This is a genomic window from Nocardia sp. JMUB6875 (assembly GCF_041154655.1).
Classification (GTDB): Bacteria; Actinomycetota; Actinomycetes; order Mycobacteriales; family Mycobacteriaceae; genus Nocardia.
Genome location: NZ_BAAFGR010000026.1, coordinates 12,298 through 27,362, shown reverse-complemented (window position 1 = coordinate 27,362; position 15,065 = coordinate 12,298). Strand labels below are relative to the sequence as shown.

Below are 15,065 nucleotides of genomic sequence, written 5' to 3'. Positions count from 1 at the left end.
TTCGAGAAGAGGCAGGGCGATGGCCGGTCTGTTTACGCCACAGCGGAATTCCCTCAATGGCACACGCCCGCGCGCGACGATCGGCAACACTCCTCCGGTGTCCCCGCATCGCCCCAGGCTCGAATATTTCAATCTCGCGGATCTCTCGTGGACCGATCATCGCGGGTTCCTGCACCCCGTGGAGCGGATCCACGCGGAACCGTTCGGCCTGTATGTCGAACGGACAGTGGACAATCCGCGCTACCACTACATCGAGACCTGGCTGCTGCCCGAGCTGTCGCTGCGCGCCACGGTCTACCACCTGCGCCCCGGCCACGACCGCGGCCAGACCTACTACCTCGACATCGGCGAGTACGGCCCGTGCGAGCCCAAGAAGTGGCGCGCCCAGAGCCACTACCTGCACGTGGTGGCCCGCCACGGGCAGGTCCCCGAGCTGGTCGGCATCGACGAGCTGCTGACCGCTCACGCCGCGGGCTATTTCGACACCGCCCACACCCATCGCGCCATCGAACGCGCCGCCGCCGTGGTGGACGGCATCGCCGGCTGCGACCACGACGTGGACAGCTGGCTGGCCCGGCAGGGCCTCACCCTCACCTGGCTGTAGCGACCACAACTGTCCGTAGAGACGAATCCGCCCGGCTCTCGAGCACGAGAACCGGGCGGATTTCGTACGGCGAGTCCTCCGACGACTAGCCGGAGATGCTCGGAAACAGCGTGTTCAGGATCCCCGACCCGCCGTTGAGAATGCCGCTGGGGCCGCAGCCGAAGCTGCCGATGATGCTCTGCGGATCCACCTGCACCGTGATCGACTTCGAGATCAGGTCCTGGGTCACGGTCAAGGTGTGCTGCCCGGTGGTGCTGGGCGTCCAGTTGATCGTGGCCTTACCGCTGAGGATTCCCGGGGTGACCGGGCTGCCGGGCAGTTCGACGCCGTTGTCGCGGAAGGCCACCGAGAGCAGCCGGTCGACATCCAGGGTCGCGGTCAGCGTGTAGGAGCAGCCGACATTGTGCGTGGAGCCGCCGGATACCTCCAGGTTGCTCGGCCAGGCGCCGGCCTGCGGCGCGGCCAGCACGATGGTCCCGGCCAGCGCACCGAAGGTCGTGACGCCCAGGCTCACCCGGCGGCCACGGGCATTGCGTTCAGTCATGCAGTTACTTCCCTAGGTTGAGGCACCCGCCCAGGCGCGGCGGGTGGCACGCGAAAGAACAGCGCAGCCGCACATTAGCGAAACATCAGTACTTCAGAAGTGGTTTCGAGGAAATTTCCCCCGCTCCGCACCCGAATCCAGCAATCTATGGGCGACGCGACATCCGCTCCCCTGGACGACCGACGCCGGACACGCGATGCTGATTGGCATGACTCGGGCACCCGCGGTAGATCTGCACCGACCCAAGGTGGAGTACTTCAATATCGACGAGCTCACCAATATCGACCCCAAGGGTTTCGTGCGGCAGGTGGAGCGGTACCAGGTCGAGCCGTGGGGGCTCTACATGGCCCGCACCTCCGACCATCCCGAGTTCCACTACATCGAATCCTGGCTGCTGCCCACGGTGTCGCTGCGCGCCACGGTCTTTCACTTCACCCCCGCGCACCGGCGCGACCAGGATTACTACGTCGATATCGGCGAGTTCGAGCAGGTCGGCCCCAAACAGTGGAAATCCGTCGATCACTACCTCGACCTGGTGGTGCGCCAAGGCCGCGAGGTCGAGTTATTGGATGTGGACGAGTTACTCGCCGCCCACGCCGCGGGCTACCTGACCCTGGCCGAGGCCCAGCGGGCCATCGAGTCGGCCACCGCGACGATCGACGGAATCGCCGCGCACGGCCACAATTTCGAGGCCTGGCTGGCTTCGAAGGACATCACCCTCAGTTGGATGTAGACCCGGTCTCGGCGAGCACCCGCGGGTAGACCTGCTCGAACCACGGCGTCTTGACCGCGAGGTACGCGTCGATCGCCTCCGGACCGGTCAGCCCCGCCGCATTGGCCTCGGCCTTGCGCTTGACCTCCAGGTACTCCGCGCGGGCTGCCGCATCCGCACGCAGCCATACCGCGAAGGCCAGCGCGAACCGCTGCCCCGGCCAACCATCCACGCGCACATGCACATTGACCGGGCGGCCCGGGTCCGCGTTGGCGTGGATCCGCTTGGCCCACAGCGCCGGATCGGTCCCGGCCTTCGGATCATCGGTGGTGATGTCCTCGAGACGAGGAAACCCGATGGCCGCCAACGCATCCCGTAGCTCGTCTGCGACCCCGAGATCGGCGACGGTGATCTGGATATCGATGACGTCCTTGGCAGGCAGCCCCAGGACCGAGGTCGAGCCGATGTGATCGATGCGCCGCGCCTTGTCGCCGCACGCCACAGCGAGGCGCGCGATGACCCGCTGCGCCTGCGCCGCCCACGTCGGGTCCGGCTCGACCAGATGCACCGCACCGCGCGGGGCGCGCACGCCCTCCCGCAGATTGCGCTCGAACGGAATCAGCCGCTGCTCCCACAGCGCGCGCACCTGCGGTTCCAGGTCTTCGGGCGCGCCGCTGTTGTCCAGCAGCACATCCCCCGCGGCGCGGCGCTGATCATCGGTGGCCTGGGCCTGGATCCGGGCCAGCGCGTCCTCGCGGGAGATGCCGCGGAAGGTCTCGAGCCGGTGCACCCGGGTCTCGACATCGGCCATGACCACCACGACCAGGTTCATGAAGGGCCCGAGCCCGTTCTCCACCAGCAGCGGAATGTCCTGCACCACAACGCCGTCCGCGGGCGCGGCGGCGATGAGTTCGGCGGTGCGCTTGCCGACCAGCGGGTGGGTGATGCCGTTGAGGGTGGCGCGGGCCTCGTCGGTGGCGAAGGCCTTGGCGGCCAGGGCCGGTCGATCCAGGCTGCCGTCGGCGGCGAGGATGTCGTCGCCGAACGCCGCGACGAGTGCGGCCAGTCCCTCGGTGCCGGGCGCGACCACCTCGCGGGCGATGAGGTCGCTGTCGACCACGACCGCGCCCAGCTCGGTGAGAATGCGGGCCACGGTGGACTTGCCCGCGCCCATGCCTCCGGTGAGACCGATACGCAACATTCGTCCAGTCTCGCATTGCGGCCGGTCGGGGCGGCAATCAGGGTTACCCACTCCGGCCTGGGGTTTCACCTGCACGAACAGTCCTTGCCCATTCCGTGATGCCGACGAGATCATTTCGCAACTTTTTCGGTCAATCCCGACCGTTTGTCGGCAACATTCCGACACGCCGGGGTGAATGTCGCGCAAAATTCGGTGATCCACACTTTTGTTCGGCTATGGTTCGCCGCAGGCGATAGTGGGCCGGTAACACGCAAGAGAAGGAATATCAGTGGGCACCAACAAACTCCAGACGGGTCGCCACCGTCTGGGCCTGGCGGGCACCGTGCATTGCCTCGAGATCCCCGCCGTCGCAGCCGCTCTCGCCGAATACCGGCGATCCTGGCTGACCGCGCTGCTCAGTCCGGCGCGGCACAGCTTCGCGGCCATGCGAAAACGGTCGACGGAGCCCACCGTCGTGCGGCACTGGATACCCGCCACCGCCAGCTGATCGGCCACCGGCCGACCGGCCCGGCGCGCTTCCAGCCACGAAACGTACAGTGGCTCGGCCCTTTCGGACCGAGCCACTGCTCTGAGTGCGTGTTACGTGCTGCCCTTCAGGCGATTACGCGATTCCGCCGAGCCTCTACACCACGATTCCGCTGGGGCGGCGACGCGTGCCCGGGTTCTGCCGGGGCATGGAGTTCGGCGGCACCGGGTACGGCGTGCCGACATTCGCGGTGCCCAGGGCGACGTTCGGGCCGCACTGCGCGAGCGCCGCGTCCACCTTCCGATTCGCCGGGGCGAACGCGGGTTTCGTCGCGTCCGGGGCCGAGCCGAAGTCGAAGACCGAGGTCATATCGCCGGTGACGCCGCGCCGCCACGCGGTCAGGTTGGGCACGTCCACCCCGAAGCGCCGCTCGATCAGGCGCAGCTGCGAGGTGTGGTCGAAGGTCTCCGAGGCGACCAGGCCGCCGCGGCTGTAGGGCGAGATCACCAGGCACGGAACGCGATAGCCGAGCCCGATCGGACCGGTGATGCCCTCGAACTTGGGGTTCAGCGGCGCGGTGATGAACTCGCCCGGCGTGCCGGCGGGCGGGGTCGGCGGGGTGACGTGGTCGAAGAAGCCGCCGTTCTCGTCGTAGCTGATGATCAGCGCGGTCTTCTCCCACACCGCCGGATTCGAGGTGAGGATGTCGAGCACCTGCATGATGCCGACCGCGCCGAAGGCCGGCGGCAGCGCCGGGTGCTCGCAGTTGAGCAGCGACGGGATCACCCAGGAGACCGCGGGCAGCTGGCCCGAGGCCACATCGGCGGCGAAGTCCGACGGATACGCCGGGGCCTTACCGCGCCGGGCCAGTTCGGAATTCGGGTCGGCGGCCTGCTTGAAGCAGCCCAGCATGCCGTCGAGGATGACCGAGGACAGCGGGCCGACATCGCGGTTGTTGTAGATCTTCCAGCTCACGCCCGCGTCGGAGAGGTTCTCCGGCATGGTCCGCCAGCTGTAGGCGTTCTGCGGGATCAGCGTGGGCGTCTCGAGCAGCGGGCCGCCGTTGAGACCATCCGGATCGATGGTGCCCGACATCCAGTACAGCCGGTTGGGATCGGTCGGGCCGAGCACCGAGCAGTGGTAGTTGTCGCACACGGTGAAGGCCTCGGCGAGATCCCAGTGCACCGGGATGTCGTCCTGGGTGTAGTAACCCATTGCGGCAGGGCCGTTTCCGGCGCCGACGGCCTCGATCGACATGGGCATCCAGCCGTCGTTGCGGCCGCCGTTCCACGCCTTGTGCATGCCGACCCAGCCGTGGTCCGGGTCGTTGATGCACTCACCGTCGAGGCTCGCGCCGCGGGTGGTGTCGAGGCGGAAGGGGTTGATGAAGCCGTCCGGGGTGGGACCGACGCCCGGCGCGTAGCCGTACTGGTTCCACGCGGCCGAGGGATCGTCGAATCCCCGTACGCCGCTCATGGTTCCGAAGTAGTGGTCGAAGGAGCGGTTCTCCTGCATGAGCAGTACGAAGTGCTCGATATCGCCGAGCCCGCCCATGCCCGCCGGATCGGCGGCGTAGGCCCGCTCGATGATCGGGTTCGCCAGCGATAGCAGCGCGGACGCTCCGCCCGTGGCCATGGCTTTCGCCAGAAAATCGCGCCTGTTGACTCCGGCGAACACGCCCATGCTCCGGTGGTGCCTTCCCGCTCGAGTGAAGTGAAAACGATCCGCGCCAAACCTATCCGGTCGCACGTCCAGTTCGCATCCAACCTCGGAATGATGACGGCCTAGCGAACCATCCGTAACCGTAGCGAGTCCAGTGGTGGATTCCTGACAGTGACTTGCACCCGTTTGCCGAATCGGCCTAAGCTGACGGCCATACCTGAGAGTGACTTTCAGGTATTGACCTCGGGAGACCTCATGACCGCTCCGGCGCTCGCCGATCCGCCCCGTTCCCCGGACTCCGCCACCCGGCACGGCCGCCTCGGACGCTGGGGTGAGTTCATGGCCCGGCATCGCCGGATCGTCATCGGCGTGTGGCTGGCGCTCGTCGTGGTCTGCGGTGCGGCGTATCCGGCCCTGCACGCGCGGCTGGGCGCGCCGAACTACGTGGTGCCGGGCTCCTCCTCGGCCATCGCCGAAGAGCGTGTGGCACAGCACTTCTCGCAACTGGGCGCGGAGCAGGACCTGATCGTGCTGCACTCGGACGCCTTCACCGCCGACGATCCGCGGTTCCGCGCGGCCATCGACCGGGCGATGGCCGCGGCCCGCGAGGTCTCAGGTGTCGCGGGCACGGTCGGGCCGTTCGAGGGCAGTCCCGCGCAGCAGATCTCCGCGGACCGGCACACCGCGCTCGCCATCGCGGGCATCGACGGGAACATGTCCGAGCGTGTAGACGTGGCCACCCGGCTGCAGACCGCGCTGACCGCCGTCTCGGATCAGGACGTCCAGGCCAATCTCACCGGATACTCCCCCGTCGAGGGCGATCTCATCCGGATGGAGACCGCCGACATGACGCGCGGCGAAGCCATCGGCCTGCCCATCGCCGCCGTCGTACTGATCCTGGCGCTCGGCGCGGTCGTGGCGGCGACGCTGCCGATCTCGGTGACCGCCGCGGGTATCGCGCTGGCCATGGGCGTGCTGTTCGGATTGGCGAGCTTCCTGACCTTCGATTCGCTGGTGTTGTCGGTGGCGACCATGATCGGCACCGGTACCGCCATCGACTACGCCATGTTCATCGTGAGCCGCTTCAACGAGGAGCTCACCAAGCGCGGCGTGCGGGACCGCAAGGCCCGCAAGGAGATTCAGGACGCCATCGGCGCGGCGATGGACACCACCGGCCGCACCATCCTGGCCTCGGGGCTGATCGTCATGATCTCGCTGTGCTCGCTGGTCGTGGTCGGGCTGCCCATGCTCAACGGCGTGGCGCTCGGCGTGGTGACCGCCGTCGTCGGCACCCTCGCCGCCGCCTTCACCCTGCTGCCCGCGCTGCTGGCGGTGCTCGGTCCGGCCGTCAACCGGGGCGCGCTGCCCACGAAACTGCGCCCGGCCGAGACGCGGTCGGCCACCGCCTCGAGTGCCTGGGCGCGCTGGGCTCACCTGGTGATGGGCAAGCCCGTGGTCTTCGGCGCCATCGGCGTCGCGCTGCTGGTCGCGGTCGCGCTGCCGATCACCGGCATCCGCTACGGCATCGACATGGGCCTGAACTCACTGGGCGACCGGCCCACCGGGCAGGCGACCCGCCTGGTCAAGGACAACTTCGGCCCGGGTCTGCTCTCCCCCATCCAGGTCGTCGCCTCCGGGCCCGGCGACACCGCGCTCTCCGCCGACGGCCGCACCGAGATGCTGCGGCTGACCACCGACCTGGCCCGCGATCCCCGCGTCGCGACCGTGCTCCCGCAGGAGGCCGACGGCCGCTATCTGGCCACGGTCGTGCCCAAGGCCGCCTTCGACTCGACCGCCGTCGGCGACCTCACCGCCGAGATCCGTTCCCGCGCAACGGCCGCCGACTCCGCCGAGATCCTCGTCGGCGGCACCTCGGCCACCTTCGACGATGTCTCCGGCGTCATCACCCGCGGCTTCCCCTGGGTCATCGCCCTGGTGCTGACCGCCTCGCTGATCTTCCTAATCGCCGCGTTCCGCTCGATCGTGCTGGCGCTCAAGGCGATCGCGCTGAATCTCCTGGCCACCGGTGCGGCCCTGGGCATTACGGTGCTGGTCTTCCAGCACGGCGTCGGCGAGTCGGCGCTCGGCTTCCACAGCTCGGGTTTCCTTCAGGTCTTCCTGCCCATGCTGGTGTTCGCCGTGCTGTTCGGATTGTCCATGGACTACGAGGTTTTCCTGATCCGGCGCATGAAGGAGGCGTGGGAGCGCAGCGGCGACAATGCCGCCGCCGTCGCCGAGGGCCTGCAGCGCACTGCCCGCCCGATCACCGCGGCGGCCGCGATCATGGTGGCGGTGTTCGCCAGCTTCCTCAGCGCGGATGTGCTGGAGCTGAAGCAGATCGGCTTCGCCCTGGCCATCGCGGTGGCCATCGACGCGGTGATCGTGCGCCTGATCCTGGTCCCGGCCTTCATGCGGCTGTTCGGCCGCTGGAACTGGTGGCTGCCGACCTTGGGCCGTCAGCGGAAGATGGCCTCCAGCGCCACCAGGATGGATTCGACCACCTCGGCGTAGACGTCCTTGAGCCGTCCCGCGAAACCCGTTCCGGCCCAATGGTCCAGGGCCGCCATGCACACCCAGATGATGATGGCCGCCGCGGTCCGCACCTGAAGATCGTTGTCCCCACGCCCGGTGACCTCGGCGAGCGCCACCCGGAACTCGTCCTCCAGCTCGCGCATCCGCTCGGCCTGCCGCAGCTTGACCTCGGGGATGGTGCGCACGAATTCCATGCGCACCCGGGTGCGCTGCTCGACGTCGGCGGTGATGATCTCGTCGATCACCGGCGCGACCAAAGGCCGTGCGATGGTGAGCAATTCACGAAATTCGCGGGCCTGCCCGCCGCCGACCGCGCGCAGGATCTCGAGCGTCTTGGGATCGGTCTCGTCGTAGAGGACCAGCATCTCCTTGGTCCCGAAGTACCGGTAGATCGAACTCGGCGACACCCCAGCCGCCGCGGCCACCCGTTCGACGGTGACCTCGCGATATCCGTGCTCGGCGAACAAATCCAGCGCGGTCCGCTGGATCCGGCTCATGGCTTCGATCTTGCGGCGCTCCCACAGCGTGGGCGCGGACTCGATGGTTGATTCGGACATCTTGCTCCGAGAATAGCGAAAGCCCCCGGGTCCTGGACGGACCCGGGGGCTTTCTACTTGCCTATCCCGTTACGGGAAGCGAATCAGGCGTTGCCCGACAGCTTCTCGCGCAGGGCAGCCAGCTGGGCGTCGGACGCCAGCGAGCCACCGGCCGGGGCGTCGGAGGTCGACGCGGCAGCCTGCGAACCGGACTCCGAGGAGTAGTTCTGCGGTCCACCGTTGGCGGCCTCGGCGGCGGCGTCGGCGGCCATCTTCTCCATCTGAGCGGTGTGCATCTTGTGGCGACGCTCGGCCTCGGCGTACCGGGTCTCCCACTCCTCGCGCTGCTTCTCGAAGCCCTCGAGCCATTCGTTGGTCTCGGAGTCGAAGCCCTCGGGGAAGATGTAGTTGCCCTGGTCGTCGTAGCTGTCGGCCATGCCGTACTTCGACGGGTCGAACTCGGCGGTGTAGTCCTCGTTGGCCTGCTTCAGCGACAGCGAGATCCGGCGACGCTCGAGGTCGATGTCGATGACCTTGACCATGGCGTCGTCGCCGACGGCCACAACCTGGTCCGGAACCTCGACGTGGCGCTCGGCCAGCTCGGAGATGTGCACCAGGCCCTCGATGCCCTCTTCGACGCGCACGAACGCACCGAACGGAACCAGCTTGGTGACCTTGCCCGGCACGATCTGGCCGATCGCGTGGGTGCGGGCGAACTGACGCCACGGGTCTTCCTGGGTCGCCTTGAGCGACAGGGAGACGCGCTCGCGGTCCAGGTCCACGTCGAGAACCTCGACGGTGACCTCGTTGCCGACCTCGACAACCTCGGACGGGTGGTCGATGTGCTTCCAGGACAGCTCGGAGACGTGCACCAGACCGTCGACGCCACCCAGGTCCACGAAGGCACCGAAGTTGACGATGGAGGACACGACGCCCTTGCGGACCTGGCCCTTCTGCAGCTGGTGCAGGAACTCGCTGCGCACCTCGGACTGGGTCTGCTCCAGCCAGGCGCGACGGGACAGAACCACGTTGTTGCGGTTCTTGTCGAGCTCGATGATCTTGGCCTCGATCTCCTTGCCGACGTACGGCTGGAGGTCGCGGACGCGGCGCATCTCGACGAGCGACGCGGGGAGGAAGCCACGCAGGCCGATGTCCAGGATCAGGCCGCCCTTGACGACCTCGATGACGGTGCCCTTGACGGCCTCGTCACGCTCCTTGAGCTCCTCGATCGTGCCCCAGGCCCGCTCGTACTGAGCGCGCTTCTTCGACAGGATCAGGCGGCCTTCCTTGTCCTCCTTGGTGAGAACGAGGGCCTCGACCTCATCGCCCACGGAAACGACCTCGGCCGGGTCGACATCGTGCTTGATGGACAGTTCGCGAGACGGGATCACGCCTTCGGTCTTGTAACCGATGTCGAGAAGGACCTCATCGCGATCGACCTTGACGATCGTGCCTTCGACGATATCTCCGTCGTTGAAGTACTTGATGGTCTTGTCGATGGCGGCGAGGAAGTCCTCGGCAGTGCCGATGTCGTTGACGGCAACCTGCGGCGAGGTGACAGTGGTGGGCATGTGTTGGGAGGCTCCGGACGGATTGTGGTCGGTAGTGGACATGTGGACTTTCGGTATTGCTGCGAACAGCAGCCGTTGGAACTAACGTTGGCGGGGCACGTCGCTGCGACACTGCACAACGCTGCCCTGCTGTGTTCTTTCCAAAGACAGCATGCGGACTCACAGCACGATTGTCTGCTCTACTCGGTCTCGAGAAACCGGGTACAGAAGACACTCGCGGAAAACAGCGTACGCGACGGGTGTTGTACCAAGCAAACATGGGGTCCCTCGCAAACCTCGATAGGGTGAGCCCATGTCCGAAGATCACTCAACCACCCCCGACGATACCCGGCACGCCGAGGCCAACGCCCTGCTCGGGACGGTGGGAGTGACTCGCGCCAAGGTCGATTCGCGCTCCAGCGAACGGGCCAGCCGCAAGTGGTGGGACGCCGACGCGGCCGCCTATCACGAGACGCACGCCGATTTTCTGGGCGTGGACTCCCCCGCCGGCGAATTCGTGTGGTGCCCGGAGGGGTTGCACGAAGGTGACTGGCATCTGCTCGGGGATATAGAAGGAAAGCGGATTCTCGAGATCGGGTGCGGTTCGGCGCCCTGCTCGCGGTGGCTGGCCTCGCACGGTGCGCACCCGGTCGGGCTCGACATCTCGCGGTCGATGCTGGACCGCGGCCGGGCCGCCATGGCCGCGGGCGGGCCTTCCGTTCCTCTTGTTCAGGCGGGTGCCGAAGAGTTGCCGTTCGCCGACGAGTCCTTCGACCTGGCCTGTTCCGCCTTCGGCGCGGTCCCGTTCGTCGCCGACTCGGGTCAGGTGATGCGCGAAGTTCGCCGCGTCCTCAAGCCGGGCGGCCGCTGGGTGTTCTCGGTCAATCACCCCATGCGCTGGATCTTCCCCGACGACCCGGGTCCCGAGGGCCTGCGCGCCACCATCCCCTACTTCGACCGCACTCCCTATGTGGAGATGGACTCCGAGGGCGAGCCCACCTACGTCGAACACCACCGCACCGTCGGCGACCGCGTCCGCGAGATCGTCGCCGCCGGTCTGACCCTGGTCGACCTCATCGAACCCGACTGGCCCGAATGGCTCGACCGCGAATGGGGTCAGTGGAGCCCGCTGCGCGGCGAGATCTTCCCGGGCACAGCCATTTTCGTCACCGAAAAGCGCGCCTGACCCCATCGCCGTACCCTCGTTGGGGATCAGGGGAGGTGGCGTGGAGGAGAGGCCGTTCGGACGGTATCGGCTACTCGATGTGCTGGGCGCGGGCGGGATGGGGCAGGTGTTCCGCGCCTTCGACGCGGGGACGAACCGGATCGTGGCGCTCAAGGTGCTGCCGCCGGCACTCGCGCACGATCCGGTGTATCGGGAACGCTTCCGGCGCGAGGCCCTGGCCACCGCGCGGCTGAACGAGCCGCATGTCATTCCGATCCATGATTTCGGGGAGATCGACGGGCGGCTGTTCCTGGACATGCGCCTGGTCGAGGGCGTCGACCTGGGCACCCGGCTCGGCCTGGACGGGGCGCTGACCCCGGACACGGCGGTGTCGATCATCGGCCAGATCGCGGCGGCACTCGACGCGGCGCATCGGGCCGGACTGGTGCACCGCGACGTGAAGCCGTCCAACATCCTCACCACCGCAGAGGATTTCGCGTATCTGATCGACTTCGGCATCGCGCGCGGCGGCGACGACACCGGGCTCACCACCGACGGCGCGGCCGTCGGCACCTTCGCCTACATGGCCCCGGAACGCCTGGAGGAGAACGAGTACGACGCGCGCGCGGACGTGTATTCGCTGGCCTGCGTGCTCTACGAATGCCTGACCGGATCGAAACCGTTCCCCGGCACCAGCGTCGAACGGCAGATCGCGGCCCACCTCTCCTCCCCGCCGCCCCGGCCGTCGGTCGAGAGCGGCCTGGTACCGGCGGCTTTCGACCGAGTCATCGCCGACGGCATGGCCAAGAATCCGCGGCAGCGTTATCCCTCGGCCGGAGCCCTGGCGGCAGCCGCGCGGGCGGCGCTGAGCGGTGGCGAACCGCCCACGATTCCCTGGGTCGGCGGGGCAGCGAGCGCAGGCGGGCCACCGAAATACGATGCGGCACCGAAAAATGCCGGAGCACAGCAGAGTTCGCCCCACACGCCGAGAATCACCGACAGCGACGAAACCGTCGCATCGGAGGCAAGGGTCCTCCCGCCCGCCAACGATCCGGCGAAACGCTCACTGCGCGCGCTGATGTGGGCCGCATCGGTGGCGGTGGCGGTGGTCGTCGCGGTGCCGCTGGCGATCGGCGTGCTGCACTCGGTCGACTCCAATACGGCGAGTTCGCCACCGCCGCAGGCGACCAGCGTCCCGGCATCGGGTCATCCCGCGCCCGCCACCGTCGCACCCAACTCCGCGACCACGACCACCGCTCCCCCGAACCCCACCACGATCCCCGCGCAGGGCACCGCGCTGTCCGATTTCGTCCGCGCGCACTACGCCCTGCTCCCAGGCGATACGTCGGCGGCGTGGGCGCGACTGACGCCGCGGTACCAGAACTTCATCGGCGGCTATGACGCCTACCGGAACTTCTGGGGCACAGTCGATTCGGTCACGGTGTCGGACGTCTCGGCGGACGCGGCGCGGCAGACGGTGACCTACCGCCTGAACCTGCGCTACCGGGACGGCCGCACCGCGACCGAATTGCGCCGCGCCCAACTGGTCCCCGTCAGCGGCGGATACCAGATCGACAGCGCGGAACTGGTGTCGTGACGCATTCGGCTATTTCGGTTCGCGGCCCACGCTTTTCAGGGCCATTCGCAGCGCGTATTCGATCTGGGCGTTGATGCTGCGCAGGTCGTCGGCGGCCCATTTGGCGATGGCGTCGTGGACCGCCGGGTCGAGCCGGAGCAGCACCTTTTTCGGCTCGCGCTTGACCATTAGGCGTTGAGGGAGCCGGCGTTGACGACGGGGGCGGCGGAGCGGTCGCCGCACAGCACCACCAGCAGGTTGGAGACCATTGCCGCCTTGCGCTCCTCATCGAGTTCGACCACGCCCTGCTCGGAGAGTCGATCCAGGGCCATGCCGACCATACCGACCGCGCCCTCGACGATGCGGCTGCGGGCCGCGACCACCTGGGCGGCCTGCTGGCGGACCAGCATGGCCTGGGCGATCTCCGGGGCGTAGGCGAGGTGGGTGATGCGGGCCTCGATGATCTCGATCCCGGCCAGCAGGGTGCGCTCACGCAGTTCGGTGGTCAGCTCGCCGGCGACCTCGGCGCCGTCGCGCAGGCTCGGGGTGGCCTCGTCATCGGACTGGTAGGGGTGGGTGGTGGCCAGGTGCCGGACCGCGGTCTCGGACTGGGTGGTCACGAAGTCCTCGTAGTCGTCCACGGCGAAGGCGGCCTTGTAGCTGTCGACCACCTGGTACACGACCACCGACGCGATCTCGACCGGATTGCCGTCGGAGTCGTTGACCTTCAGCTTCTGGGTCTCGAAATTGCGGACCCGCAGCGAGATGCCGCGGCGGCTGGACAGCGGGGTCACCCAGTGGAACCCGGACTCGCTGACCGAGCCGATGTAGCGGCCGAAGAACTGGATCACCTTGGCCTGGTTGGGATTCACGGTGATGAAGCCGGTGAGCACCAGCACCGTGGCCAGAATCGTGATCGCCAGCAGGATGCCGAGCGCGGTCGAGGAACCCTTGGCATCGGCGGACCTACTGCTCAAACCATGGGACTCGACCGCGATCGCGATGGCGAGTACCACCAGCACACCCAGCATGAGGAAGCCGTTCAGCCGGAAGGCTCGACGCAACTCCATGATTCTCTCCTAGTATCGAAGTGATATCACGACGATAGCGCGAACCGTTCCGGTTGAACAGCGATTTCTAGTTGGGTCGGATATTGCGGTTGTTGCGGAACAGATTGGTGGGGTCGTACTTCGCCTTCAGCGAAGCCAGCCGCTCGTAGGTCTCCGGGCTGTATCCGCCCTTGGTCTGCTCCTCATCGGCCTGATCGCCGCCGCCGTAGAGGAAGTTCAGGTTGTGCCCGATCTCCCACGGCTGCAGGGTCTTTCGGATGTTCGCCAGTCCGTCGCGGATGGCTTCGGCATCCGGGCCGGGCATGGCGATCACGCGGGCCACGTACTCGGCGTCGCGGTGATCCATGGCGATCCCGTTCGGTCCCCGGCGACCCAGCGCACCGCCGAGGTGACGGAATCCGGCGACGACCGGCAGCGGCGACTCCGGTCCGGTCGCCTCAAGGAAGGCGTCGGTGGCGTCGGCGGGCAGTTCCGACAGCAGCGCGTTGGTGGCGGTGTACGGGTGCGGGCTGTCGGGATCGCGGTAGATGGCGTGGCTGTCGGTGTACGGCATGACCCGCAGGTCGTCGGCCATCCGGGCGCCGACCGCCCGCAGCGGCGCGACCAGCCGCTCACCTTCCTCCTCGGTACCGGTGAACGCGATATTGATGGTCGCGGTGTACTTGCCGCGCAGGTGTTCCGGGACCTGCGGGATATTGGGGATGGTCAGCATGGTGATGGCCGAGGTCATCTGCTCGGGCACGTCCTGGGTCCACAGCCGCCACGCCTCCAGCGCCGGGGCCACCAGCGGGGTGTCGAACTGCAGCTGACCGCCGTAAACGTGGGTGATCGGCAGCAATTCGAGTTCCAGCGCGGTGACGACGCCGAAGTTGCCGCCGGTGCCCAGCACCGCGCCGAACAGTTCGTCGCCCGGCGTCAGGCGGCGCAGGCGGCCGTCCGCGGTGACCATCTCGATGGCCTTCACATACTCTGCGGCATAACCGTATTCGCGGGCCAGGATGCCCATGCCGCCGCCCAGGATGTAGCCGACCACGCCGACCGAGAGCGAGGAGCCGTTCAGCGGCGCGAGGCCGTGCGCGGCGGCCGCCTCGATCAGGGCTCCGGCCTGCACGCCCGCACCGATCCGGGCGGTGCGCTGTTCGGCGTCGACCTTGACGTCGGTCAGGCGGCGGGTGGTGATGAGCACGCCGCCGTCGGTGGCGACCGACAGGCCGTGCCCCGTGGCCTGCACGGCGATCGGAAGTCCGTGCCGCGCCGCGTATTCCACGGCGGCCCGGACATCCTCGGCATGGGCCGCGCCGACGACCACGGCGGGCCGGTGGGTGTAGGCGGTCTGGAATCCGGCGATCTCGGCGTCGTAGCCGGTGTCACCCGGCTGGAAGACGGGGCCGGTGGTGGTGGGGAGTTCGGTGATCGCTGTCTTCGTCATGTCCCCAACTCTGCTCGG

14 protein-coding genes are annotated in these 15,065 nt (G+C 67.8%); 6 read left to right on the top strand and 8 right to left on the bottom strand.

All coding sequences use genetic code 11. The features are described from left to right. Positions 1-97 precede the first annotated feature (97 nt). Positions 98-604 carry a DUF402 domain-containing protein gene (locus ACAM49_RS09405; RefSeq protein WP_369635068.1) on the top strand — a complete coding sequence of 169 codons (507 nt, stop codon included), beginning with the start codon at positions 98-100 and terminating at the stop codon, positions 602-604. A gap of 85 nt (positions 605-689) precedes the next feature. On the opposite strand, the gene ACAM49_RS09400 is transcribed toward ACAM49_RS09405, so the two are convergent. Then, positions 690-1,148 (bottom strand): hypothetical protein, encoded by a 459-nt coding sequence (locus tag ACAM49_RS09400; RefSeq protein ID WP_369635067.1) that lies wholly within the window; start codon positions 1,146-1,148, stop codon positions 690-692. A gap of 208 nt (positions 1,149-1,356) precedes the next feature. Between ACAM49_RS09400 and ACAM49_RS09395 the strand changes: the two genes are divergently transcribed. Further along, entirely contained in the window at positions 1,357-1,881 is a 525-nt protein-coding gene (locus ACAM49_RS09395; RefSeq protein WP_369635066.1) for a DUF402 domain-containing protein, read from the top strand. Here ACAM49_RS09395 and coaE read toward each other — a convergent pair. Beyond that, positions 1,868-3,061 (bottom strand): dephospho-CoA kinase, encoded by a 1,194-nt coding sequence (coaE, locus tag ACAM49_RS09390; RefSeq protein WP_369635065.1) that lies wholly within the window; start codon positions 3,059-3,061, stop codon positions 1,868-1,870. The genes ACAM49_RS09395 and coaE overlap by 14 nt on opposite strands. 268 nt (positions 3,062-3,329) lie before the next feature. Between coaE and ACAM49_RS09385 the strand changes: the two genes are divergently transcribed. Next, positions 3,330-3,548: a hypothetical protein gene (locus ACAM49_RS09385; protein WP_369635064.1), complete on the top strand. Its 219-nt coding sequence runs from the start codon at positions 3,330-3,332 to the stop codon at positions 3,546-3,548. 135 nt (positions 3,549-3,683) lie between these two features. Here the strand turns inward: ACAM49_RS09385 and ACAM49_RS09380 are convergent, their stop codons facing one another. Beyond that, a complete protein-coding gene (locus ACAM49_RS09380; protein WP_369635063.1) occupies positions 3,684-5,210 on the bottom strand; it encodes a phospholipase C in 1,527 nt (508 codons plus the stop codon). Between the two features lie 234 nt (positions 5,211-5,444). On the opposite strand from ACAM49_RS09380, the gene ACAM49_RS09375 reads away from it, so the two are divergent. Further along, on the top strand, positions 5,445-7,700 hold the full coding sequence (locus ACAM49_RS09375; RefSeq protein WP_369635062.1) for an MMPL family transporter: 2,256 nt from the start codon (positions 5,445-5,447) through the stop codon (positions 7,698-7,700). Here ACAM49_RS09375 and ACAM49_RS09370 read toward each other — a convergent pair. Then, complete coding sequence (locus ACAM49_RS09370; RefSeq protein ID WP_369635061.1) at positions 7,646-8,278, bottom strand: TetR/AcrR family transcriptional regulator; 633 nt, start codon at positions 8,276-8,278, stop codon at positions 7,646-7,648. The two genes, ACAM49_RS09375 and ACAM49_RS09370, sit on opposite strands and share 55 nt — an antisense overlap. 83 nt (positions 8,279-8,361) lie before the next feature. Continuing rightward, positions 8,362-9,828: a 30S ribosomal protein S1 gene (gene rpsA / locus ACAM49_RS09365; RefSeq protein ID WP_040807368.1), complete on the bottom strand. Its 1,467-nt coding sequence runs from the start codon at positions 9,826-9,828 to the stop codon at positions 8,362-8,364. Positions 9,829-10,120: 292 nt separating this feature from the next. Between rpsA and ACAM49_RS09360 the strand changes: the two genes are divergently transcribed. Together ACAM49_RS09360 and ACAM49_RS09355 are read left to right on the top strand one after the other, a co-directional pair. Continuing rightward, positions 10,121-10,993 (top strand): class I SAM-dependent methyltransferase, encoded by an 873-nt coding sequence (locus tag ACAM49_RS09360; RefSeq protein ID WP_369635060.1) that lies wholly within the window; start codon positions 10,121-10,123, stop codon positions 10,991-10,993. 40 nt (positions 10,994-11,033) lie between these two features. Further along, entirely contained in the window at positions 11,034-12,569 is a 1,536-nt protein-coding gene (locus ACAM49_RS09355; protein ID WP_369635059.1) for a serine/threonine-protein kinase, read from the top strand. Positions 12,570-12,578: 9 nt separating this feature from the next. Here the strand turns inward: ACAM49_RS09355 and ACAM49_RS09350 are convergent, their stop codons facing one another. From ACAM49_RS09350 to ACAM49_RS09340, 3 genes are all read right to left on the bottom strand, one after another. Continuing rightward, positions 12,579-12,737: a hypothetical protein gene (locus ACAM49_RS09350; protein WP_167333433.1), complete on the bottom strand. Its 159-nt coding sequence runs from the start codon at positions 12,735-12,737 to the stop codon at positions 12,579-12,581. Continuing rightward, positions 12,737-13,618, bottom strand: a complete 882-nt coding sequence (locus ACAM49_RS09345) for an SPFH domain-containing protein (RefSeq protein WP_369635058.1) — start codon at positions 13,616-13,618, stop codon at positions 12,737-12,739. The genes ACAM49_RS09350 and ACAM49_RS09345 overlap by 1 nt, the downstream gene beginning before the upstream one ends. A 67-nt stretch (positions 13,619-13,685) precedes the next feature. Further along, positions 13,686-15,047, bottom strand: a complete 1,362-nt coding sequence (locus tag ACAM49_RS09340) for an FAD-binding oxidoreductase (RefSeq protein WP_369635057.1) — start codon at positions 15,045-15,047, stop codon at positions 13,686-13,688. Positions 15,048-15,065: the final 18 nt, after the last annotated feature.